The following is a 22,011-nucleotide window of genomic DNA, read 5'->3' as shown; positions in this document are numbered from 1 at the left end:
GATACTGGGGTAGGAAACTCCTATGGGATAAGAAGACGCCACAATGAAATAGTTCACTACTTCATCCTAATTGTTAAAACCTGTGCCTAAGATTCAACAAATTAACCACTCGCGTAAAGCCAGCACTTTACCTTTCTCCCAGCGGCTAATTCGATGAATGGAGGCTCCTCCTTAGCGCATTTTTGACTAGCGTATGGGCACCTTGGGTGCAACCTGCAGCCTGTGGGCGGGTTAGCAGGATCCCCTATCTCCCCTTTCAGGATGATTTTCTCGAACCCTAGCTCCTGGCTGACCAGGGGGATTGCGGATAAAAGAGCCCGTGTATACGGGTGTAGAGGGTTCTTAATGACTTCATCGCTGGGCCCTTCCTCAACCAGCTGGGCAAGATACATTACCCCTATCCTGTCCGCTATTAGGCTGAGCAAAACTATGTCGTGTGTAATGAACAATAGTGATTGATTATACTTCTCCTTGAAATCCAGCAGGAGCTTCACTATGGAAGCCCTTATGGAGGCGTCTAAATTACTGGTGGGTTCATCAGCAACAATGTACTCCGGTTTCAACAACATAGCCCTAGCTATAACAGCTCTCTGCAACTGCCCCCCGCTCAGGTTAAAAGGCCTCCTGCTAATGAAATCCTCCGCTGGAGTAAGGCCAACGTTCTCCAGCATTGCCTTAACCTGTTCCATCGCCTCACGCGTCTCCAACCCATAGTGCACTATCAGGGGTTCTGATAAAGCCTCGCCTATTGTCTGAACAGGGTTAACAGCCCCGTATGGGTCCTGAGGGATTAGCTGCATCCTCCTTCTCAAAGGCCTCAGCTTGCTCTCAGGTAGTCCTGTAATATCCTGTCCATCAAACAACACCCTCCCTGACACCGGCTTGTAAAGCCTGAGCGTTACCCTCCCTAACGTGGACTTCCCGCTACCGCTCTCGCCAACCAATCCATATATCAATCCCTTGTCAATGCTTAACGATACATTATCAACAGCTCTAACCTTCTTCTTCCTGCCGAAAGAACCTATCTCAAACTCCATCACTATCCTGTCAAGTTCAAGTAGCGGCATCAAGCTCACCCGCGTAATGGCATGAAGCATAGTGTCCAGGGGAAACCTCTCTTAAAACAGGCTTCTCTACTCTACACTTATCGGTCGCGTATTCACACCTAGGGTTGAACACACATCCTTTAGGAGGGTTTCTTAAATCCGGCGGATAGCCTTTTAAAAACCTAGGCAACTCCTTAGACGAGATCCTTGGGAGAGATGCGAACAAGGCCTTCGTGTACGGGTGGAACATTTCTCTCATCAAGTCATCCTTACCAGCATACTCCATTACCTCTCCACCATACATTACAAGGATTTTATCAGTTCTCTCAAGAGCGAGAGCGATGTCGTGGGTTATCAGCATTATCGACACGTTGTGCTTAACCCTTATCTCATTCATCAAATCCATTATCTGCTTCTGCACGATAACGTCGAGGGCTGTAGTGGGTTCGTCAGCTACCACTATGGAAGGGTTTAAGGCTATAGCCATTGCTATTGAAACCCTCTGCTTCTGCCCCCCGCTGAGCTGGTGGGGGTAAGCGTCCCTAAGCCTCTCAGGTATCCCTACCGCTGCGAGTAGCTGGTAGCTTCTAGACTGCGCCTCCTCCTTCGATAAACCATGCTCCATGAGGAACTCTACGAATTGATCGCTCACCTTCCTCAAAGGGTCAAGAGTTGTGAAAGGGTCTTGGAAAACCATGGATATCCTGCTACCCCTTATCCCCCTAAGCTCCTTGCTTCCCAGTTCGAGAATGTTTCTCCCATCGAGAATCACGGCTCCCTTAACTATTCTACCGGGAGGAGGCACCATGTTCATCAGCGCGAAACCCAGCGTTGACTTCCCACTACCGCTTTCTCCTACAACCCCCAGCATCTCCCCGCGCTTCATGGTGAAGGAGACGGCTGAGACCGCTGATACAACCCCGCTGGCAGTGTAGTATTTAACCCATAAGTCTTCGACTCTTAAAGCCTCCATTAATCCCTCCCCCCGAACTTTAGGGAAACGCCCTCGCTGAGCAGGGCGAAGCCTATTGCTAGAAGAGTTATCATGAGCCCGGGGAATGCTAGCAGCCACCAGTCTCCTGAGAGGATGAAGCCTTTACCCTTGTAGAGGTCGAAACCCCAGTCAGGTTCCGGGGGTTGGACGGTTAAGCCGAGGAAGCTCAGCGCTGCCTCGGTGAGCACGGCGTCGGCACTGTTCATGCTGAACACTACCATTAAAGTCTGAGTTAGGTGTGGAAGAATATGTCTTGTAATTATCCTTGAAGACGGGATCCCGAGGGCCCTGGCAGCCTCGATGAAGAGCTCGTTCTTCAAGCTCAACACCTGGCCCCTGATCATCCTGAAATAGGTTGGAATGTAGACCACCGCTATGGCTATGGCAGCGTTCAAGGGACTCGTCCCGAGCGCAACAGATAACGCTATCGCAAGAATCAGGGATGGGAAGGCGTAAAGGGAATCCATTACGAATGATGCAACCTTGTCGATAAATCCGCCGACGTAGCCGCTTAAAAGACCGAGGATCGTTCCAACGCTCCCGCTCACGAGCACGGATAGGAAGACAACTACCAATATAATCCTGCTCCCGTAGACGATTCTTGAAAACATGTCTCTTCCAAGATTATCCGTGCCCATCAAATACTCGCGGGATGGAGGGCTTCTCTCAGGGCCGACTTTCTCCACGGGAGAGTAGGGGGCTATGAAGTCAGCGAAAACAGCCATGAATGTGAAGAACGCTATCATGGCAAGGCCAATAATTATGTAAGTGTTTAATCTCCCAAGCCTCATTAATACCTCACCCTGGGATCTATCAATGCGTAGAGAACGTCCACGATTAAACTGGTCAACCCTACTATGAAGGCAAATATTATCACTACTGCTTGTATAGCAGTGTAATCCCTGTACATTACCTTGTCGACCAAATAGGTGCCTATGCCGGGCCAGTTGAAAGTCGTCTCCGTTAAAACAGCCCCTCCAAGCAGGAGGGCGAATTGTAATCCCGCGTAAGTTGCCACCGGTATTAACACGTGCCTGAAGACGTGGCGGGACACAAGCTCCTCCCTGACCCCTCTCGCATAGTAAGCTGTAACCATCTTAGACTCCCTGATCTTAACCATGTTGTTAAGCGTTAGCCTTGTGAAAGGACCGGATAGGACGAGGCCCAGGGTGAAAGCTGGCAGAACTATGTGTTTCACAGCGTCCACAAAGGCTGGAATATTGAGCTGGAGTAGTGAGTCTATAGTGTAGAGCCCGGTGACAGGTTTAAGGTAGAAACCGGTGGATAATCTGCCGCCTGAAGGAAGTATCCTGAGCCATTGAGAGAACACCAGCTGGAGGAATATTCCCAGGGCTGGTATGAATATCACATATGTGATAGAGCCCGTCAGCCTCGCGAAGTTTCTAACCGACTCCCTCTCGCTGTTGCCTGCTAAATACCCGGTTCCCACACCTATTAAGAGGCTGAAAGCCATAGCCCACACGGAAAGCTCTATGGTTGCTGGGAGCTTGTCCGCTATATCGCTCGCAATAGCCCTACCCCTCACTATCATGGACTTGCCCATATCTCCTTGGAGAAAGTTTACCAAGTACTCGAAATACTGCTGGTACAACGGTTTATCAAGCCCCAGATCCTTCATAATAGCGATCAACTGTTCTTCAGGGATGTTCTTAGTTCCCAGCGCAGCTAAAACAGGGTTCCCAGGCAGTATCCTTAAAACTATGAAGACAAGAGTGTACAAGACAATGATCGTGGGAATTATTAGCAAACCCCTTATTAGCACGTAACGGGCCAGGCCCATTGAGAAAACCCCTTTCAACTCAAATCTTTAACAAGTTATAGAGGGTTAAATTTATAAATTAAATGGAACTGTAAAAACTATTGGTGTGGGATTTGAATAAAAAGATAATAATAGTATTACTCCTACTTATAATTATCGCCGCGGGAGTATTAATCTACGTATACACGCAGCCAGCACAGCCTGCTCTGGCTGAAAGGGTTGTCATAGGAGTTACCGATAAAGTAACCGATCTCGACCCTTCAAACGCCTACGATTTCTTCACGTGGGAAATACTAACCAACGTGATGGAAGGCCTGGTCAAGTATAAGCCCGGCACAGATGAGCTTATCCCCGGTATCGCGGAAAGCTGGACGGTTTCAGAGGATGGTGCTGTGTGGACTTTCAAGTTGAAGCAGAATGTTTCATTCTGCGATGGGAGAAAGCTCACTGCCGATGATGTTGTTAGAAGTATTGAAAGAGTGATGACTATTAACGGGGACCCTGCGTGGCTCGTCACAGACTTTGTCTCGAACGTTACTGCCTTGGACAACTATACTGTAAGATTTGAGCTGGCAACACCTGCAGCCTTCTTCTTAGCCGTAGCCGCGACGCCTCCATACTTCCCAGTACACCCGAGCTATCCCAACGAGATAGTGAGCGATGCAACCTGGGGCGGGGCCGGACCCTACTGCATTGCAGAGTTTAAGCGTGACGAGTACATAGTGTTGAGGGAGAACCCGTACTATCATGGCGAGAAGCCGAAGACTAAGGAGATTGTTGTCAAGTTTTACAGGGATGCTACGTCCCTAAGGCTTGCCTTGGAGAACGGCGAGGTCGACATTGCTTGGAGAACCTTGAGGCCTCAAGACTACACTGACCTGGAGAGGAAGCCGAACCTTGTAGTCCAGAGCATCCCGGGCACGTTCATAAGGTACATAATTGTTAATGTGAAAATGTCCCCAGTTGACAACGTCCTGGTGAGGAAGGCCATAGCCGCTGCGATAAACAGGACTGAAATAGCGTCAACAGTCTTTTACAACACCATGAGCCCGCTCTACAGCCTGGTTCCAGCTGGAATGTGGGGGCACGTAGATGCTTTCAAAGAGGCATATGGCCCAGGCCCAAACATCACTCTCGCCCGGGATCTCTTAATGCAAGCAGGGTTCAGCGAGGAGAACAAGCTGGTGATCGAGCTATGGTACACGCCCACCCACTATGGTGACACGGAGGCTGACGTAGCCACCTTGCTAAAGAACCAGCTAGAGGCTACGGGAATGATCACCGTCCAGCTTAAGAGTGCTGAGTGGAGCACGTATGTTGACAACGCCAGGAACAACAGGATGATGCTAAGCCTGTTTGGATGGTATCCTGACTACATAGACCCGGACAACTTCCTGACGCCATTCCTGATGACAGGTGCTAACAAGTGGACAGGTTCGCAGTACTCTAACCCAACGGTGGACGAGCTACTGAATCAGGCTCAAGTACTAGTTAATCAGTCCGAGAGAATTGAACTCTACAGGCAGGTTCAGAACATCCTTGCAGAGGAAGTCCCGTTCATACCTTTACTGCAAGGAAACCTTATGATAGTCTACAATACTAATGTGCACGGGATTCTGATAGGGCCGCCTATGCTAATGCCGTACTACACGATTTACAAGACAGTTCCCTAATTTTTCAAGCCTTTTTTACAAAACCGTCTTTCCTGTTGAATAGTGTTCTAGCTTGTAGAATTTTCTGCTAATTGACACGTGTCAAATTTAAAAAGGGATGAAACAATACCACATCTTGGTGAAAACCTTGAACCATGTTAGCAAGGAGAAGGTAGAAATCGTGAAGAATTTGCTTAAAAGAATCCATGAAGGAGAAAGCTATGAGGAGTTGAGGAAGGAGTTCTCGCATATTCTATCACAGATTACTCCCTTTGAAATAGTCACGGTTGAACAGGAGCTCGTCAGGGAAGGCGTATCCGTAAGCGAGATATTGAAGATGTGTGATATCCACCTGGATTTATTCAAAAACGTCCTCGCATCCAGGGAGCTCAAAGACATTCCCAAGGGGCATCCCCTGGACCTGCTAATTTCCGAGAACGATGAGATATTGAAGACTTCGGAAGCCCTCGGCCTTTACGCAGGCCTCTTAGCCCAAGCCTTGAAGAATGGTGATGCCGAAAATGCTTCAAAAGCCTTAGCAAACGTTAAATCACTGATCACTATTGCGAAGAACCAGCTGAGAAGCCATTACAGGAAGAACCAGATGGTTCTCTTCCCTTACTTGGAGAGGAGAGGCATCTACGCTATTCCCAGGGTTCTATGGGGTAGGGAGGACCAGGTTATTGTAAAGATAAGGGAGTTGCTGAGTTTGCTCGATAAGGTTGTTGTGAACCCGTTAAGCGAGGAGTCCGCAAAGGTTTCGGAGATTGCTACACAGCTCTCAAGGGATATCGCTGACCTAGTGTTCCGTGAGAACAAAATCCTCTACCCAGCACTATGGGTTCTTTTATCGGAAGGTGAGTGGGCAGGGGTTGACAAAGTGGCTGGAAAACTAGGCTTCTTCGTGAAGCAGGATAAGCATGAGTGGACGCCGTCTGAGGAGCCGAAGTATCCGTATCAAGTGGTTGCGGAGATAACCCCTGAGCAGGCTGAAAGACTTCCTGAGGAGGTGAAGGGTGTTATCGGCTCTACGAGTTTTCAACCAGATGACTACTCTGTAGTGAGAGAAGGCGATCTTGAGTTTGAAACAGGCTTCCTCTCGCGTGAGGAGGTTGAGGCATTGTTTAAATCCCTCCCACTTGAGATCACCTACGCTGACGTAAACAATAGGGTGAGATTCTTCAGCGAGAGCAGTGTTTCAGGAGGATTCCCTCGCGCAAAAACCATTCTTGGGCGCAGGCTTGAATACTGCCACCCTCCCAGGCTTGAGCAGTATGTTGCAAGAAATGTTGAAGCCTTGAAAACGGGCAAGGAGAAATACAGGGTTTTCTGGACGAGGCTTGGGGACAGGATCATAAGGGTTTTACTCGTAGCTGTGAGAAAGCCTGACGGGGAGCTACTCGGCGTTGCAGAAATTGTGGAAGACTTCACCGAAGTATTGAATAACCCTGAAGAGATCATGAAGAAGATAGTGGTGTTGTAGTTTGCCTAAAAACATTTTCGAGCTAGCATACCGGTATGTTGAACCCTCGATTAAAAGACTCATAGTGCTGAAGCTCGTAGAGAAGAATATTCCACCCATAGCTATAGCGGAGAAGTTAGGGGTTTCACCATCCCTGGTTTCAAGATATATGAAAGGAGAGAGAGGCATGTTCCTCGATGTTTCGAAAAACCCAGGGATCATGGAGAGGGTTGAGCAGGTTTCCGAGAAAATAGCCCGGGGAGAGCTTGAAGGAGTCAGTCTTCAAATAGAGGTTAACAAGGTTGTGCTGAAAACCCTGGCCGACAAGCATGTTTGCGGGCTACATAAATTGGTTGATGAAACCGTAAACCCGGTTACCTGCAACATATGCCCCACGCTCTTCGCCGGTGCCATCAAATAACTTTGAGACGTCGCAGGTTCTGAGGCCGTAAAATTGAGGTTAAAAATATAAAACGTGAAACACTATTAAACAGGATTGAAGCGGGCCCGTTGCCTAGCCAGGATAGGGCGCCGGCCTTCTAAGTAGGCTCCGAGGAGAGCCGGAGGCCCGGGGTTCGAATCCCCGCGGGCCCGCTTCAAGGTTTCCCACGCCTCAAGCCCCAGCTACTCCGTTTCCTCTTAAGAAGACAGTGATTTTTAACAGTGTCCTGATAAGTATACCTGACAGCGTGGTGGATGTTGAGAGGCCTTGTAATCGCTGGGTACGGGGGACACGCCGGCTATGCTTTCTCAGCGGCTTACGAGCTAGCCAAGCATGGTGTGGAATTAGACATATTGCTTCCAAAAGGCTACGAGCACCTGTCCAAGAAGTTCACCAGGCTGGGGAAGTTGCGTTACGCCGTCCTCCCTCGAAAGCCGCTGGAGCCTTTCCACCGTGGAATCCACAGGTGGCTGGCAGGGTTTGCCAGCACAGCATGGCTTGTCAAGGAGAAGTATGATTTCGTCTTCGCTGCTGGCTCCAACTTCTCCATACCTGCCTCAGCATGGCTTAAGCTGTTTAAAGGCACGCCGGTCTACGTTGTTGAAGATGTTAACAGGTTTTCCAAGCCTGCTAAAGCTGTTAAAATCCTTCACATGCTGGGAGCCAAGGTTCTCCTCCACTGGGAGGAGCAAAAAGCGCTTTACGATGATGGAATCGTTGTTGGACCTTTACACGAGCCCGCACTCCACCAGCCTAGTGACGAAGGGTATTTGCTGGTAACTCTTGGAACACTGGGATCATCAGAGGTTTTCGAAGCCGTGGTAAGACTTAGCTTTGAGAAAGTGGTTGTTCAAACTGGCGACATAGATCCCACCCCCTTCATCTCCAGGAAGCCTCACTGGGTTTTCTTCAAACATGTTGACGACTTCCACAAGTGGCTTGCAGGGGCATCAGTGGTTGTCACCCACCCGGGCACGACCGCCGTCACCGCCAGGCTAGCGTATGGGAAACCCGTAGTGATAGTCTACTCTAAAAGGCATTCACCGCTCTATCCTAGAGAAGACGTTGAAATGCTTGCATCCAAGCTGAAAGCGGTTTTCATAGACCAAGTAACTCCTGGTAATCTAGAGGCTGCTTTACAGGAAGCCGCCAAGCTTGAAAAACCTTTATACGAGAACGGGGCTCGGAACGCTTCAGAATTCATATTAAGGGATTGCTTAAAAACATGAGTCATGAATAAACTCTTCACCAACCCTAATCACAAACACTATTTCCCACCAGCTATGGCTCCACCTATCAATCCTCCAATGCCTGCGAGAACGGCTGTGAACACGAGGAGAATAATGAAGGCAAACCCCACGACCCACCCTATTAAGGCTCCCAGTACTCCCGCCAGCAACCCGCCGAGAACTGTTAGAATAATGGTGAGCAATATTCCCCCGAATAATCCCCCTATGAAGCCTGTTAGGAAGCCTCCACCAGCCCCTTTCTTAGCGACGATCCCCCCAGCTATTCCAGCTAGAATCGGCCCTATCACAGGTATCCATCCAATCACTATTAACAACAGGAATGTTACGAGTATTCCTCCAGCATACCCCATCTTTCCCCCTCATATGAATATTCTGCTAAAACCAGTGATAAGCTTGACTTGTAAGGGTTCAAGCCTTTAAAATAATGGAGATTGTCGTTGTGGAAACGCCTGGCGTGTTTCTGTGTAACCCATCCTAAGATTCAACAGTATTGCCGAATTAAGCCTATTCACCGCGTATAGCGGTGCTCCCTTGCTTTTAACCTGTTCCCGCCGGATTTCTGACAGGGGGAGAAAATGAGTGACGGGTCGATTAAGGTTGAAGCATTAATGGGTTCGCTTCAGAAAATACATGAAGTATCGCTGATAGCGTTCATCTCAATCGGCATGGTTGTAACCGGGTTTGCCTTAACCATTCTGGCACCACCCTTGTTAAGCGCGTTGGAGACCGGTGCTTTCTCCATAAGGCTAAGCTTCTTTAAAGCCTCGCTAGATAGGCATGTTGACGTAGCGATTATGGGTGTATTCCTGCTCGTGGCAGGGCTCACCATATTCATGCAGGTGGTTGACGAAAGCCTGCAAGATAGTCTTAGCAAGCTTGCCGAGTTAATCCCGGAGTTCGTTACAAGCGTCAAGCTTGTTCAATACATGAAGCTGGGGATTACTATATCGGCCATAGGACTGGTCGCAATGGTGATAGGTGCTTTCAACTATTTCCTAACAGGGCTAATGCTTGCTTTCACCGGAATAGCTTTAGCACTTTCATGCACGGTGGGTCCTGGTGACTCAGACTACTGTAAATCAGTACCATTCCAGATGAGATTGTTGATCGGTGGCCTGCTGATCCTGCTCGGGATCGCCTCTTTCACGACAGCGCGGGTTTTCCCACCCACCGTGTTAACCATGGTCACCGGGGTGTTGTTAACCATGCTCTCAAGCATCGGCTTCTCAATACTTCTCGCAGGTTTAGACAAGGCGTTCGAGTCTCCAACGCTGTGGGTTGCCAGCCTCATGTCGCTCACCGTAGCTCTAATCCCCTTATCCTTCCTGATGCTGTACTTGGAGCTGCCTGAAATCGTTGCGAAGATAGATAGAAGCTATCGCGGATAACACACCATCCCTACTCTTTTCTTAAACCAGGAACCAAGGAAAAGTGTTGATGGAAAAAATCAATGCTTTCTAGTTATTGCAAAGTAGAGTAGGGTTGCAACAACCACTCCTATATACCAGCTCAGGCTTGTCGGAAACGGTACGCCTCCTACGATGGTTATATCGCCCATCACGTAGCTGATGGCGTATATGATGATTATAGACATCACGTATGTTAGGATAGCGGCCTTGTTGTACCCGTCTCCATACCAGTAGCCCTCGGGACCATTCATGTATAGTTTCCGCAAATCATAGTTCCCCCTAACCAAGTAGTAGTCTGCTATCATGATTCCTGCTATGGGCCCCAGGATCAGCCCGTAATTGCTAGTGAATGCTGAAACATAGTTGATGATGTCTGGGCCCTTCTCAACAGCCCACCATGGGGCGAGCAGGAAGCCTATGAAGCCCGCTATCACGACCGCGCTACGCCACTTCATTTTGAAGCATGATGTTAGAATGTTCACTAGTGCTGGAATGTTTGCCGTGATATCAGTGCTGAATGGAGCTAGGGACGCGAAGACCTGTCCAAGGACTATCGCTATAACCCCTGGCGCAGTGTAAAGTATTATCTCCTGTGGTGTTGAATACCCGGTGTACATAGTCAAGTAGTAACCCAGTATCGATGCTACCACAGCCGTTAACACAATCCCCGTTAACGGGCCAATAATCAACGCCCTTAAACCTCTCTTGTCAGCGTAAAGCCCTCTGGAAAGATCGGATATGTTAAGGCTCATAGTAGCCCAGAAGTTTGTTTGAATAGCCAGGTATAGTGCGAAGCTTCGGGAGAACAAGCCTGCCCCACCACCCCCGGTCTCAGGGATTTGCTGAGTCGACAGCTGCAGGGTCAGCCATATGAAGTAAACCAGGAGCAACGGCCCGGTCACGTTAACCACTCTGGCAATCATCCCAAGACCCTTAGCCGTCACGATCGTTGCGAAAGCAACGTATAATGCTACAACGAAGACAACGTAGCGGAACGCTGCCGAAGCTATTGCAACAGGATCCCTCCCAGCATATCCGAGAATGTACAGGGCAACCATCAGTATTGCTAGCGAGCCACTGTATGCTTCAATACCGTACCACCCAGCCCCGACAATCCCCCTGAGAACCACCGGTATTTTAGAGCCCTTAAAACCCCAGCTAGGCCTCAGCTGCACAGGGTAAGGTATGCCATACTTAACCCCTGGAAGACCGTTGAGAAACAATATCACCGTTGTCGCAAGATTCCCCAGCAATGCTCCGAGAGCAACCTCGGTAACGCTGAGCCCTAGTTGAAGCCCTATGGATCCGAGGAAGAACAGTGGGATACAGACGTTCATGCTGAACATCATCCAGGTGAATGTTCCAATTCCGTAGAGCCTCTTATCTGAAGGTATTGGTAGAAGAGATTCGTTTTCCACATAGCCAACCGGTTTTACATCCTCGGGCATGAGCCCACGCCTACTAATGCTGGGATAAGCTATTTAAATATTTCGCCGCACGCTGTTCGCAGGACTCGTGCCAGATTAAGCTTTTTTGAAAGAAAACTTATAGTACACTTGGTGCTACCGGTGGCGGTGGAGAGTGCTGAAAAGAGGGCTTCCAATCACAGAACAATAGTTGTACTTGGCGTGGTTGTATTGCTATTAGCCGCTGGCTGGGCTCTATACTCAACTATTCTGCCCACAACACTGGTGCAAACTACTAAGGGAAGCGTGTGTGACTTGTTCAGGGAGAAGCATCTCTCAACGATCACGAGCTTCAGCCCTGAGCTACGTGAGCATGCTATCAGCATTCTCGAAAACTATAGCAACCCTAACATAGTCTTAGAGAATACAAGCTACTACCTACCGGGTGGGAGAGCGCTTACAATCTCTTTTTACGCAACCTCCGGTGCAACCATCAAAACTAACATCATTGCAACGAATTATAACGTACTTATTGAAATATACGGTCCAGGAGGTAGCCTTATTTACTCACAATTGACAAACAACTCCTCATACTCTTTCAACGCGTCTGCGACAGGAACATACGTTTTAAGAGTAACTAACAAGCTCCTCCGCACGGGTGTGCAGGTTTCAATCCTGCTTCAAGCAATAGTTCCGGTCGACATAAATGACCCGGTTTTCAAAATAATGGCTATCGGACACTGGGTAGGCGTCAACGTTAAATACGTTAGCGATCCAAACGGTCTCGAGTATGTAGCATCTCCTCTAGAAACACTGAGGATCGGGGCTGGAGACTGCGATGACTTCGCAGTGCTTATTGCCTCTCTTTACGAGTCTATCGGCTTAGACGCCGTAATAGGTCTCGTGGACACTAACGGTGACGGGGCGGTTGATCATGCGGCAGCACTAGTCTTCGTCAACCAGGACCCTGACAACCTGCTGAAAGCCGTGCAAAAGTATGATTTAGTCTTCAACACGAGGACTTCAAGAATAAGCTACTTCTCCGGTTTGAAGGATGCACAGACGGGTATATGGTTGTTAATCGATCCTCTTATGGCCGGCGTTAGGGATGCTCCCTGGGACGTTAGCCACGAGCCATACATTCTAGAATGCTATGTTGACGCTCATCTTAAAAAGTAAGGTAGTTTTCAGCATGTTTTCACTGCTTACCACTGGCACAGATGGTTTTCTCTACGGCTTCTAAAACCTTGTCCACAGCCACGCCGTTTAGTTTCAGGGTGATGTGGTCGGAGCGCCCTCCTCCCTTAGCCCCCAGGCTTCTCAAAGCCTCAGCGGTCTTCAACAGGTTGACTCTTTTCTTAGCCGCCTCTCCAGGGTCTAGCGCGATCTCAACCATATCTCCCGTGAAAACTACTGCCAGGGTCTTATGCTTCAGTGAAAGGTCTTCCAGGACTGTTTTAACGAGTTTTTCATCCCTGACCGGTATCTCTACCATCGTGGTTTCAACACCGCAGACAACTCTCTTAGTGTTTAAAGCGTTTGAAACGAGGGCGTCAGCCAATACTCTTCTATAGGTGGCGACAGCTTCCTCGAGCTCGCTCAAGCTCTCCCTCAGCTTGCCGGCTGCTAGGACTAGATCCTTATGAGTGGAGCCCATTGCCTCAAGCGCTTTCTCCTTCTCCTCCTCCATGCTCCTTGCTAGTTCAACAAGCCTTGTCCCAGCAACATACTCGAGCCTGATCACGCCGTCCTGGATTCTCTCAGCGTTAATTATTTTAACACCCCCTATTTCGGAAGTGTTCCACAGGTGTGTGCCGAAGCATGCCTGCGCATCCCATCCAGGTATTTCAACGATTCTTAGAACAGGGGAGTAGACAGCTCCTCCCTGATATATCTTTAGCCCGTACTTGGACTCGGCTTCGAACTTGCCCATGTAGTGGAATCTAAGCTGGATCCTGCTGTCAATAATCTTGTTAGCCAGCTCCTCTATCTCAGCAACCTCCTTCCTCGTCAACGGCTTGTGATGAGTTATGTCAAGCCTGCCCTTCTCAACGGTTTTCTCAGCACCAGCCTGCCATACGTGATCTCCGAGAACCCTTCTCGCAGCTGCGAGAACAACGTGTGTTGCCGTGTGATGTCGCATGAGCCTGTATCTTCTAAACCAGTCTATCCTAACCTCTACCTCATCGCTAGCTCTGAACCCTGGTTTCTCGAAGAGCTCGTGCACTATTACGCCGCCTATCTTGCCAACGTATTTCACAGGGTAGGCTTTACCGTTGAAGACTAACTCTCCTGTGTCGTGATCCTGCCCGCCAGCCCACGGGTACATTATGGTCTGGTCTAGGATGACATAGTTCTCCAGAACCCCGAGCACCCTGGCCTTAATGCTTGTTACATATGGATCCTGGTGGAAAACCCTCACAGTCTCCGGGAAGCCTTCCGCCCATTTAGCAAGCTCCTCAGGGAACTCGTGCTCCTTCTCCTTCACCAACGGTGCGGCGGAGTGCCTCTGCGCAATCTTCGAGTAGAAGTCTCCGGGAACGCTTACCTCAACGCCCTTCTCACGGGCTCTTTCAACAACAAACTCCGGCGGGATCCCGTGGGAGTCGTAAATCTCTATTAAATCCTCCTCTCCGAGAGCCTTCTTCCTCTTCAAATGCTTGTCAACTATTTCAATACCCCTGTAGACAGAGTCGACGAACTTGTTTGCCTCTAAGCCGACCACGTCTAAGATGTAATCCCTGTGCTTCTCGAACTTGCCGTAGATGTAGTCGTTCCTCCAGTACTTTATCTGCCTGTCAACAAGCTCTTGAGCAATGTCTGCAAGCCTGTTAGACTCAACACCCAGTTTCACAAGGTTTCTGAAAAGCCTTCTTAAAACCAAGCGGGCCAGGTATCCCTCGCCGCTGTTCGATGGCACAATGCCGTCGGAGAGCATTAAGCTTATTGTTCTAACGTGGTCGAGGCTCCCGTACAGATATATTATTTTGGAGAACGAGGCGAGGTGCTCGCTAAAACCATGCTCCTCGAGTGCTCTAACATACTCTGCCACACTGTTCAGCTCTTTATCGCTTAAAAGGTAAACAGCCTTTTTCAAAACCTCGTGAGGAGGCTCCTCAACCCCTAACACATCCTTGTACTCGTCCACCAACCTCCCGTATATTGCGTGGAAGCCTGTTGGAGACTTCTGGGTAAACCATGTTATCCTCTCAATACCGTATCCGCAGTCCACGACTAGGACAGGGTTTTCAACATACTTACCGTCAACGGTCTTATACATCATGTGGACGAGAGTGGCTAGCTCCATCCCGTCGACGAGAACCTCCGGGGCCGGCCCGGCGTTACCGCCTCCCTCCCACCACCCCTCCTTGAAAACAAGGTCTTCCAGATCGATCCCGATCTCCTTGTTGAAGAACTCTATAGTATTGTCAATTATGCCCTCTACCCAGTAAATCATCCTGCCGGGCTTGTTGAAAGCATGCATCCCGCCCATTTCAAAACTTGTTAAATGCCTCCCGAAGGTTAAGCCAACATTGTCAATATCGCTTAGCCTTATCGAAGGCTGTATTATTACGAGCGGGTTGTGCGGCGGGTCCACAATACCCTCTGTCACAGCGGGCTGGAAGACTATTATTGAGGCGATGTTAAGGTATAGGTCGTTCCTCCACCTGGCTAGAACCGGGTAGGGATCCACCACCCCATGCCCCTTGGAGACCAGGAAGTTTATAAACTTCTCCCTAACCTCTTGAAGGCTCAGGGGCTTAACCCTCTTATAGTCCTTGTAGAGAAACTCATACTTACTGCATGGGCGGTCGGGGCAGGTATCCCTTGGCACAACGCTCCATATCACGCCTTCCTCGCACTTCTTGCAAACATACTTCTCGTAGCCGTATTTTCGAAGATAGTCAAAACTTATTTCTCCAGGCATTGAAACACCTCAATACTTGGTTATACTATGTGTTAGAATAATTTAAATCGATTCTGAAGCCAGGAATGATTTGTTTAAATAGGGGAGTTTAATGATGGAAAACTCCTTACTGTTTCCAATACGCTGAAAAACCGTTGCTTTACCCGAACAGTGCGCTTAAGCCTTCTGCAAGAGTCTCCTCGCTAACGCCTTCCTCCTTCTTCTTCTCCTCTTCCTCAGCAGGCTTCTCCTCCTTCGGAGGAGCCTGCGCGGGAGCCGCCTGAACAGGGGCCGCTGCAACCGGCGCTGCTAAGGCCTGCTCCAGCACTTTCGCAATATCGATGTTTTTGAGAGCCGCTACTAGGGATTTAACCCTGACTTCGTCGACGGCGACCCCGGCTGCTTCTAAAACCTTCTTAATGTTTTCCTCGCTTAATTCTTTCCCAGCCTTATAGAGTAATAGTGACGCATATATGTACTCGATGGCTCACCACCTCTTCCCACATTAAACATGTATCACATCTTAAATAGATGATGAGGTGTTTTAAAACTATCTCTTCCCTTATCCGAACAGTGCGCTTAAGCCTTCTGCAAGAGTCTCCTCGCTAACGCCTTCCTCCTTCTTCTTCTCCTCTTCCTCAGCAGGCTTCTCCTCCTTCTTCGGCTTAGCCTCCTGCACCTGTTGCTGGGCAACCCTAACCTCTATCCCAAGCTCCGGCGCGAGCCTTGAGACCTCGTAAGCCAGTGCCTGGGCCTTGGATTCGGCAGCTTTTAACACTAGTTCAACGGTTTCAGGCGTGACATACCCTGCTTCAACAGCCAGGGCTGTTGCCTGTCTAACAGCCTTGGACAGCACTAGCGGTAGCACCTCAGGCTCCGGTAGCGCTAGCTCAACAGCTATCTTCAAAGCATCCAAGCCAGCTGCCTTAACCAACTCAACATACTGGTCAATGTTCAGGATAAGGCTTTCACCAGGTATCAATACGCCGTCATACGCTGCCTTAAGCCTCAGCCTTATCTCCTTCAACGCTAGACCGAGCTTCTGCAGAATGCTCGACAGCTCCGGCGAAACCACGTCCCCTGGCTTCGCGACAACAGTATCCTTGGCAACATGTATTACGTTAGCCTGCACCTTGGTCTGAATCTTCAACTTGCCGAAAACACTAAGCATTGGGCCTGGGGGGATTCCAGTGTTGCCTTCAGGAATTACGATCTCCTTGTCTGTCTTCTCCCCGGGCTTGTAGTAATCCATGGTTACAATGTTGTGTATTTTCAACGCCACGTCGAACGGGTTCTCGTTCGTGAAGAACACTATGTTCTGCCCTGTCAAGACATCCTTGAAAGCCTCGGGGTCTATGCCCACCTTCTCAAGCGCTATTGCGAAAAGCTTCGGCTTAACAACTCTGACCTCCGCGATCTTTGCAAGCTTCTTCCTCAGCCTCTGGACATGGCTGGCTGGAACGCCTGTTAGATCGCCAATGATGAAAGCCCTGTGAGTTTTCAACAACCCTACAAGCTCCTCTAACTGCTCCGTCTTCCACCTGGGGTATGTTCTAGCTACTGCTGACATATCCACCACCTACAGAACCTCCACTGCTGGACCCATCGTGGTCTTAAACAATATCCTGTCAACATTGCCCATTCCGGCGGGGAGCTTAGATTCTAGGAGCGATAATACGCTGGATGCGTTGGCTGTTAAATCCTCAACGCTCATGTCCTCAGTACCTATTGCAACGGATAACTGCGGCTGCTCCTTAGTCCTAACCACTACGGAGTTCTCATATCTTTTTATAAGTGTTGAAATATCCGCAGAGGGAGGCATTGGGACAGGGGGTTTTCCGCGCGGACCAAGAGCCGGTCCCAGGATGCGTCCAACCTGCGCCATCAGGTCAGTCCTGACTAAAACCCAGTCGCACGTGCTCGCTATTTTCTTAGCCTGCTTCTTACCTATGGACTGGAGCTCGCTTGATGAAATCACCATGAATGCTCCAGCAGACTTCGCCTTCTCAGCGAGCTCGCCATCAGCTACGACGCAGATCTTCTGCCTCTTCCCCCTCCCCTTCGGGAGCGTAACAGTCTCCCTGAGCTTCCCAGCCTGGCTCTTGGGATCTATATCTCTTAAAACAACCACCATTTCAACAGTCTGTTTAAACCTTCTCCCCTTACCCATTTCCAAGGCCTTGGACAAGGCTGCTTTAAGCTTCTCGGTGTCAACCGGCATTAGGCACCGCCCTCCCACTCACTCTCATACTTCTTAAACAATTCATCGTAAGCACCCTCATCTATCAGCTTCTGAACCTCGCGAGGGTCTTTACCCTCGACGGTAATGCCTATGGATCGCGCTGAGCCGAGAATAGTTTTCACGGCAGCCTTCAAAGTTTTAGCGCTGAGCTGCTCCTTCTTGGCGATGGCGATTTTTATGGCTTGCTCCAGAGTTATGTTGCCTATTCTCTGGTGGCCCGGGTCACCGGTTGGCTGCTTAGCCCCTGCCTCCTTTAAAAGCAGCGCGGTCGTGGTTGGAATGCCTACTTTAACCTCGAACTTCTTCGTGTCCACGTCTATGGTTATTTCAACAGGTACTGTCAAACCCTCGAAATCCTTGGTCGCATCGTTTATAGCTTTGACTACTTCGGGAATGTTGACTTTGTAAGGGGACAGCGTTGGCCCCAGGGGCGGTCCAGGAGTAGCCCTGCCGCCCTCAACCATTACCTTGATGGTTTTCTTAGCCATTCCTACTCACCCTTCTTAACCTGCTTCACGTAATCACTCGGAATAGATATCGGGATCGCGAAAGCTGCTTCTAAAATATTCACTGTAAGCATGTTTTTATTTCTATCTATGCCTGTAACCTGGGCTTTCATCCCTCTGAAAGGCCCCCTGATAATCTCGACAACGTCGCCTACAGATATGGATTCGACCACGGGCTTAGGCATGATCAGCTTCTCCAGCTCCTCGAGCGATACTTTAACAGGCCTTGAAGCCTTGACATACTTCACTTCCGATGAAAGCCTGTAAAGGGATGCAAGCTTTTCTACCTCGAAGAACACGTAACCCCTGACGTTCGGGGGTATGACAATGCTTGCAATCCCCGGGTCCTCGCCCTTGGCTAGAAGCTCCTCCGCCCTGCGCGCGATAACTAATGCTACGTCCAGCTCGCGCCCCATCGTAGTCCTCACAGCAAATATCTTACCAGTGCCTGCTGCTTCCTCTGCCCCGCTCAAAACTCTTCACCCGGCTGGAGGGGGGAATAGGAAAGTGTAGAATAAAATCCTTATCACAAAGGATATGCCCCCCACTAGGGCCAGCCCTAGGAGGCTGAGCTTCAAGGACGTCATGTAGTCATCCCTGCTCGGCTTAGTAGCCAGCAAGAGTATCTTCCTCCAAGCCTCAACCAGTTCCCTCAGGTTCATTACTCATCAACTCTCTAATCCGGCAAAATCTTGTTGACGTATTCATAAACGTTAAACGGCTTTAAATCTTTATAGCCCTGCCCAACCCCTGCGTAGATCACTGGCTTCCCAAGTATGTACGCAATACTCAGCGGTACACCGCCCTGCTCGTAAGCATCAACCTTTGTGACGACAACGCCGTCAACCCCTACCGCGTCGTTGAAAAACCTGGCTTGCTCTATCGCGTCGTTACCGGTTAAAGCATCCACCACGAGTATTTTGAAATGGGGTTTAACAATCCTCACAACTTTCTTCAACTCGTTAACCAGGTCCACGTCAACATGCATTCTCCCAGCAGTATCTATCAACAGTGCGTCAAAGCCCCTGCTGGATGCGAACTGTATGGCGTCGTAAGCCACGGAGGCTGGGTCAGAACCGTACTTGCCTGTGAAAACAGGGATTCCTGTTCTCTCACTATGTATCTTCAGCTGCTCCTGCGCTCCAGCACGGAAAGTGTCCGCAGCAACCATTAACGGCTTAAAACCGTTCTCCCTTAAGAGCACGGCTACTTTAGCAATAGTGGTTGTCTTACCCACTCCGTTAACGCCTAGGAATACGAGTTTGCAGGGCTTGTTAGCCCTTGCGACATCGAGGAGGTTGACACTACCCGCTTTCTCGAAAACCTCTATTAAAATGTTCTTAAGGACGCGCTGAAGATCCTCCCTGCTCTTAACCAAGCCCTCATCCACTGCTTTTAAAAGCCTGGCTGAAATCTCTTCTGCAACCTCGTAGGCCACATCGCTCGCAACTAGCTCGAGCTTTAACTCATCAATAAGGGATTCAAGCTTCTCTCGCGAGAAAATTATCGACGAGGCTGAGTCAATAAACTTTCTAAAAGCTTCTTTAATCTTCTTGAACAAAAGCTAGCCACCAGTGGCTTGGCCTCCCGAGTCCTCGGGTTTCTGAGCCTCGGCATACATCTGGTTTAGAATACCCTGGATAGCAGAGTACTCGTCAAGCGCTGCCCTATACCTTTTTTGAAGCTCGTCGAGCAACCTGTTAACGCTGGCAATCCTTTTCTCTATCACTTCAACAGCCTTATCCCTACTAGTTTTCAAGTAGTAGCCAAACCCTATGTTAACCAGGACGCTCCCTGTCCACCCCTCCCTGATAATCCCCGGCACCAGGACGCTTGACAGCCTGTCAACGACTACGAAGCCTTCTCCTCCCGCTTCGGGAAGGCTTTTCAAAGTCTCTGATGCTAGCTGAAGCTCCCTATACTGTGTCACGTAGTTGTTGATAGTGTTGGATAAAACAGTTATATACTCCCTGAGCTCTGAGGCTCTTGCCAGGAGCTCCTCCAGCGTTATCGTCTTCTCGCCTTCCGCCTGCTCACCGCTCATGGCTTAACAATCCTCGTCGCTCTAGCCAACTCCCTCACAACCACGTCGATGGATTCCTCAGGATTTATCTCAGTGATGCTCTCGATTCTTATATGGTATCTTTTAAGCTTGTGCTTGCTACCCATCAAGCTGTATATCTTCTCGAGCGCGTCGCTCTCGTTAACGGCTCTCACATCTTTCGTAAAAACCTGCCAAGTAGGGAGCCTGTCATGGCTGATAAGCATGTATCCTTTAACCCGATATGTTTTAACCGTGCTCACTCCAGCTCACCTCCCAAACCCCTCTTAATCCTGAGTATTTCGGGGCCGGTCGTGTTGCCCCCGACCACTATTCCCTTATTATTAGCTAATACCCCGCTCCTTATATATGGTACTCCTGCGTTAACCGTGGCCTTCTCAGCCTTAATCTTTAAAACATCTAATAGGGTTTTAAAATCATCTTCAACGAAGCCTGGGTGGACGGCGCCGCCGAGATCGTTTACCACGCCGAGGCTGCCAGGTATTGACAGCTTCATTAAATCCTTCTCAACCACTTCGACGCCGAGAACGTCCGAGACTTTTTTCTGAGCCTCTCTCTCGAGCAGGGGGCTTGTTATACACCCCTTATTATTGCATAGGAGTAGGTTGCCAAGCGCTGTGTGCCTCGACCTCACTACTTCAACGCTGAGCCCGTGCTCCCTAGCCTTCTCCTTGATCAAGCTGAGCTCTTCTTCGAAAACAATGTGCGGGAGAATTATCCCGTTGTCGTTACCGTTAATGAAGACCCCGTTTAAGATTGTGCCGGCTATCCTCGCCTCTACTATATCGACTTTAAGGGTTTCGGAGATTGCTGCTAAGTCGTCACGCCCGATTCCAGGGGGTAGGATGATGATCTTGTTATTGGTGAATCCGTATACTCCAATGTTTGAGTTTCCGAAAAAACTCATCCTGATGATATCCATGTTCACACCTGGGCTTTAAGGGTTAGCCGGATGGTTTCGGCGTGGCAGTTTTTCTAGCCAAAAAAACTTTGGCAACCTTATTCTCCTTGTCAAGCCTTACCTCAACCACGACCTTCCTAGGAGGCTTCTCCCTGCTTCTAGACCATATGTAGTTGTTCACCGCTGGGTCGACAATAATCTTCTCCGCCTCCTTGAAATGCCTGGCCACGTACTTCTTAACCAGCCTCACCGCGCGGTCAGCCCTGTTAGCCCTCCTGCCATAGTAGACTTTTCTCAAAGGAATTACGTGAACGGCTTTAACAACCTGACCCTGCTCGCTCATGGTGCCTCACCTAAATATTCTTAAGCTTACTCCTCCTCCAATTCCTAAGCCTGAAACCTCTTCTAACACTCATCCTGGTTTTAACAGTGACCCATATTGGAATAGGCTTATTACTCTTATCAGCCGCGGCAAGCCTTAGCTTGCGAGCCAGGTGTTTGAAGCGAGCCATAAACACCACCTACTTCCTCTTAAACGTTATGCGTGTTTCCCTCCGGGAATGCTCATATAATTCTGATAAAATCTTCTTTAAAAACTCATCAGTAACGGGAACAGGTATGCGCCCGGCCTGGGCCAGGGCTATTATTTGTTGCTCAAGGGCTTCAGCCAGCTCAGGCTTGACAAGCCTGATATTGTTGAGTCTTTCACGAGCCTCAGGAGTTAGCAGCTTCCGCATCACAGCCTCTATCTGAGCCCTACGGGCCTGCTCTTCCTCCATTCGCTTTTTAAGCTCCATCATCTTCCGTTGCCTAATAGCCTCCAACTCCTCGTCGCTGTACCCGTAATCCTCCATGATTCCACCGCTGAACCTAGCCTAGTATCCTAGCCCGTGCAGACTCCGGCAGGTACTTCGCCAGCTCAGGGTTCCTCCTAGCCTCCTCAACCATGACG

The 22,011-nt window shown here is 49.4% G+C and carries 26 protein-coding genes and 1 tRNA gene; 7 read left to right on the top strand and 20 right to left on the bottom strand.

What is annotated here, in order from left to right; all coding sequences use genetic code 11:
• Positions 1 to 101 precede the first annotated feature (101 nt).
• From AC3OH0_RS02695 to AC3OH0_RS02680, 4 genes are read right to left on the bottom strand one after another with little or no spacing between them, the layout of a single operon-like run.
• On the bottom strand, positions 102 to 1,067 hold the full coding sequence (locus AC3OH0_RS02695; RefSeq protein WP_498344671.1) for an ABC transporter ATP-binding protein: 966 nt from the start codon (positions 1,065 to 1,067) through the stop codon (positions 102 to 104).
• Positions 1,054 to 2,019 (bottom strand): ABC transporter ATP-binding protein, encoded by a 966-nt coding sequence (locus AC3OH0_RS02690; protein WP_193436611.1) that lies wholly within the window; start codon positions 2,017 to 2,019, stop codon positions 1,054 to 1,056. The genes AC3OH0_RS02695 and AC3OH0_RS02690 overlap by 14 nt, the downstream gene beginning before the upstream one ends.
• A complete protein-coding gene (locus AC3OH0_RS02685) occupies positions 2,019 to 2,831 on the bottom strand; it encodes an ABC transporter permease (protein ID WP_193436610.1) in 813 nt (270 codons plus the stop codon). The genes AC3OH0_RS02690 and AC3OH0_RS02685 overlap by 1 nt, the downstream gene beginning before the upstream one ends.
• Complete coding sequence (locus tag AC3OH0_RS02680; protein WP_193436609.1) at positions 2,831 to 3,841, bottom strand: ABC transporter permease; 1,011 nt, start codon at positions 3,839 to 3,841, stop codon at positions 2,831 to 2,833. The genes AC3OH0_RS02685 and AC3OH0_RS02680 overlap by 1 nt, the downstream gene beginning before the upstream one ends.
• A gap of 92 nt (positions 3,842 to 3,933) precedes the next feature.
• On the opposite strand from AC3OH0_RS02680, the gene AC3OH0_RS02675 reads away from it, so the two are divergent.
• The 5 genes from AC3OH0_RS02675 to AC3OH0_RS02655 all read left to right on the top strand — a co-directional run bounded on the left by AC3OH0_RS02675 (position 3,934) and on the right by AC3OH0_RS02655 (position 8,605).
• Positions 3,934 to 5,493, top strand: coding sequence for an ABC transporter substrate-binding protein (locus AC3OH0_RS02675; protein ID WP_413743235.1), 1,560 nt, complete (start codon positions 3,934 to 3,936; stop codon positions 5,491 to 5,493).
• A 127-nt stretch (positions 5,494 to 5,620) separates the two neighbouring features.
• Positions 5,621 to 6,955: a DUF438 domain-containing protein gene (locus tag AC3OH0_RS02670; RefSeq protein ID WP_498344670.1), complete on the top strand. Its 1,335-nt coding sequence runs from the start codon at positions 5,621 to 5,623 to the stop codon at positions 6,953 to 6,955.
• Position 6,956: 1 nt separating this feature from the next.
• On the top strand, positions 6,957 to 7,355 hold the full coding sequence (locus tag AC3OH0_RS02665) for a transcriptional regulator (protein WP_498344669.1): 399 nt from the start codon (positions 6,957 to 6,959) through the stop codon (positions 7,353 to 7,355).
• Positions 7,356 to 7,437: 82 nt separating this feature from the next.
• Positions 7,438 to 7,528 (top strand) — tRNA-Arg (locus tag AC3OH0_RS02660).
• Positions 7,529 to 7,630: 102 nt separating this feature from the next.
• Positions 7,631 to 8,605: a UDP-N-acetylglucosamine--N-acetylmuramyl-(pentapeptide) pyrophosphoryl-undecaprenol N-acetylglucosamine transferase gene (locus AC3OH0_RS02655; protein WP_193436605.1), complete on the top strand. Its 975-nt coding sequence runs from the start codon at positions 7,631 to 7,633 to the stop codon at positions 8,603 to 8,605.
• Between the two features lie 38 nt (positions 8,606 to 8,643).
• On the opposite strand, the gene AC3OH0_RS02650 is transcribed toward AC3OH0_RS02655, so the two are convergent.
• A complete protein-coding gene (locus AC3OH0_RS02650; protein WP_193436604.1) occupies positions 8,644 to 8,976 on the bottom strand; it encodes a hypothetical protein in 333 nt (110 codons plus the stop codon).
• Between the two features lie 225 nt (positions 8,977 to 9,201).
• Between AC3OH0_RS02650 and AC3OH0_RS02645 the strand changes: the two genes are divergently transcribed.
• On the top strand, positions 9,202 to 10,014 hold the full coding sequence (locus AC3OH0_RS02645; RefSeq protein ID WP_193436603.1) for a hypothetical protein: 813 nt from the start codon (positions 9,202 to 9,204) through the stop codon (positions 10,012 to 10,014).
• A 59-nt stretch (positions 10,015 to 10,073) separates the two neighbouring features.
• Here AC3OH0_RS02645 and AC3OH0_RS02640 read toward each other — a convergent pair whose 3' ends face one another.
• A complete protein-coding gene (locus tag AC3OH0_RS02640) occupies positions 10,074 to 11,483 on the bottom strand; it encodes a cytosine permease (protein ID WP_498344668.1) in 1,410 nt (469 codons plus the stop codon).
• 120 nt (positions 11,484 to 11,603) lie between these two features.
• Between AC3OH0_RS02640 and AC3OH0_RS02635 the strand changes: the two genes are divergently transcribed.
• Positions 11,604 to 12,620: a transglutaminase-like domain-containing protein gene (locus tag AC3OH0_RS02635; RefSeq protein WP_498344667.1), complete on the top strand. Its 1,017-nt coding sequence runs from the start codon at positions 11,604 to 11,606 to the stop codon at positions 12,618 to 12,620.
• A 19-nt stretch (positions 12,621 to 12,639) separates the two neighbouring features.
• Here AC3OH0_RS02635 and alaS read toward each other — a convergent pair whose 3' ends face one another.
• The 14 genes from alaS to AC3OH0_RS02565 all read right to left on the bottom strand — a co-directional run bounded on the left by alaS (position 12,640) and on the right by AC3OH0_RS02565 (position 21,913).
• Positions 12,640 to 15,369 carry an alanine--tRNA ligase gene (alaS, locus tag AC3OH0_RS02630; RefSeq protein ID WP_498344666.1) on the bottom strand — a complete coding sequence of 910 codons (2,730 nt, stop codon included), beginning with the start codon at positions 15,367 to 15,369 and terminating at the stop codon, positions 12,640 to 12,642.
• Positions 15,370 to 15,508: 139 nt separating this feature from the next.
• Entirely contained in the window at positions 15,509 to 15,832 is a 324-nt protein-coding gene (rpl12p, locus tag AC3OH0_RS02625) for a 50S ribosomal protein P1 (protein ID WP_498344711.1), read from the bottom strand.
• Between the two features lie 78 nt (positions 15,833 to 15,910).
• A complete protein-coding gene (locus tag AC3OH0_RS02620) occupies positions 15,911 to 16,918 on the bottom strand; it encodes a 50S ribosomal protein L10 (protein ID WP_193436883.1) in 1,008 nt (335 codons plus the stop codon).
• Positions 16,919 to 16,927: 9 nt separating this feature from the next.
• Positions 16,928 to 17,569, bottom strand: coding sequence for a 50S ribosomal protein L1 (locus tag AC3OH0_RS02615; protein WP_193436599.1), 642 nt, complete (start codon positions 17,567 to 17,569; stop codon positions 16,928 to 16,930).
• A complete protein-coding gene (locus AC3OH0_RS02610; RefSeq protein WP_498344665.1) occupies positions 17,569 to 18,078 on the bottom strand; it encodes a 50S ribosomal protein L11 in 510 nt (169 codons plus the stop codon). The genes AC3OH0_RS02615 and AC3OH0_RS02610 overlap by 1 nt, the downstream gene beginning before the upstream one ends.
• Before the next feature lie 2 nt (positions 18,079 to 18,080).
• Positions 18,081 to 18,569, bottom strand: a complete 489-nt coding sequence (locus AC3OH0_RS02605; protein ID WP_193436597.1) for a transcription elongation factor Spt5 — start codon at positions 18,567 to 18,569, stop codon at positions 18,081 to 18,083.
• Between the two features lie 6 nt (positions 18,570 to 18,575).
• Complete coding sequence (locus AC3OH0_RS02600; protein WP_193436596.1) at positions 18,576 to 18,758, bottom strand: SecE/sec61-gamma family protein translocase subunit; 183 nt, start codon at positions 18,756 to 18,758, stop codon at positions 18,576 to 18,578.
• A gap of 14 nt (positions 18,759 to 18,772) precedes the next feature.
• Entirely contained in the window at positions 18,773 to 19,657 is an 885-nt protein-coding gene (ftsY, locus tag AC3OH0_RS02595; protein WP_193436595.1) for a signal recognition particle-docking protein FtsY, read from the bottom strand.
• Positions 19,658 to 19,660: 3 nt separating this feature from the next.
• Positions 19,661 to 20,140, bottom strand: a complete 480-nt coding sequence (locus AC3OH0_RS02590) for a prefoldin domain-containing protein (RefSeq protein ID WP_193436594.1) — start codon at positions 20,138 to 20,140, stop codon at positions 19,661 to 19,663.
• Positions 20,137 to 20,400 carry a 50S ribosomal protein L18Ae gene (rpl18a, locus tag AC3OH0_RS02585; protein ID WP_498344664.1) on the bottom strand — a complete coding sequence of 88 codons (264 nt, stop codon included), beginning with the start codon at positions 20,398 to 20,400 and terminating at the stop codon, positions 20,137 to 20,139. The genes AC3OH0_RS02590 and rpl18a overlap by 4 nt, the downstream gene beginning before the upstream one ends.
• Positions 20,397 to 21,080 (bottom strand): translation initiation factor IF-6, encoded by a 684-nt coding sequence (locus AC3OH0_RS02580; RefSeq protein WP_498344663.1) that lies wholly within the window; start codon positions 21,078 to 21,080, stop codon positions 20,397 to 20,399. The genes rpl18a and AC3OH0_RS02580 overlap by 4 nt, the downstream gene beginning before the upstream one ends.
• A gap of 22 nt (positions 21,081 to 21,102) precedes the next feature.
• Positions 21,103 to 21,402, bottom strand: coding sequence for a 50S ribosomal protein L31e (locus tag AC3OH0_RS02575; protein ID WP_498344661.1), 300 nt, complete (start codon positions 21,400 to 21,402; stop codon positions 21,103 to 21,105).
• Between the two features lie 10 nt (positions 21,403 to 21,412).
• Positions 21,413 to 21,571 (bottom strand): 50S ribosomal protein L39e, encoded by a 159-nt coding sequence (locus AC3OH0_RS02570; protein ID WP_193436590.1) that lies wholly within the window; start codon positions 21,569 to 21,571, stop codon positions 21,413 to 21,415.
• 9 nt (positions 21,572 to 21,580) lie between these two features.
• The gene (locus AC3OH0_RS02565; RefSeq protein WP_013129795.1) at positions 21,581 to 21,913 is read right to left on the bottom strand and encodes a DNA-binding protein; all 333 of its coding nucleotides are present in this window, start codon (positions 21,911 to 21,913) and stop codon (positions 21,581 to 21,583) included.
• Positions 21,914 to 22,011 lie beyond the last annotated feature (98 nt).

The organism is Thermosphaera sp. (assembly GCF_059755995.1).
Note: the sequence above shows the minus strand (reverse complement) of the source record. Positions and strands in the feature narration are given on the sequence as shown.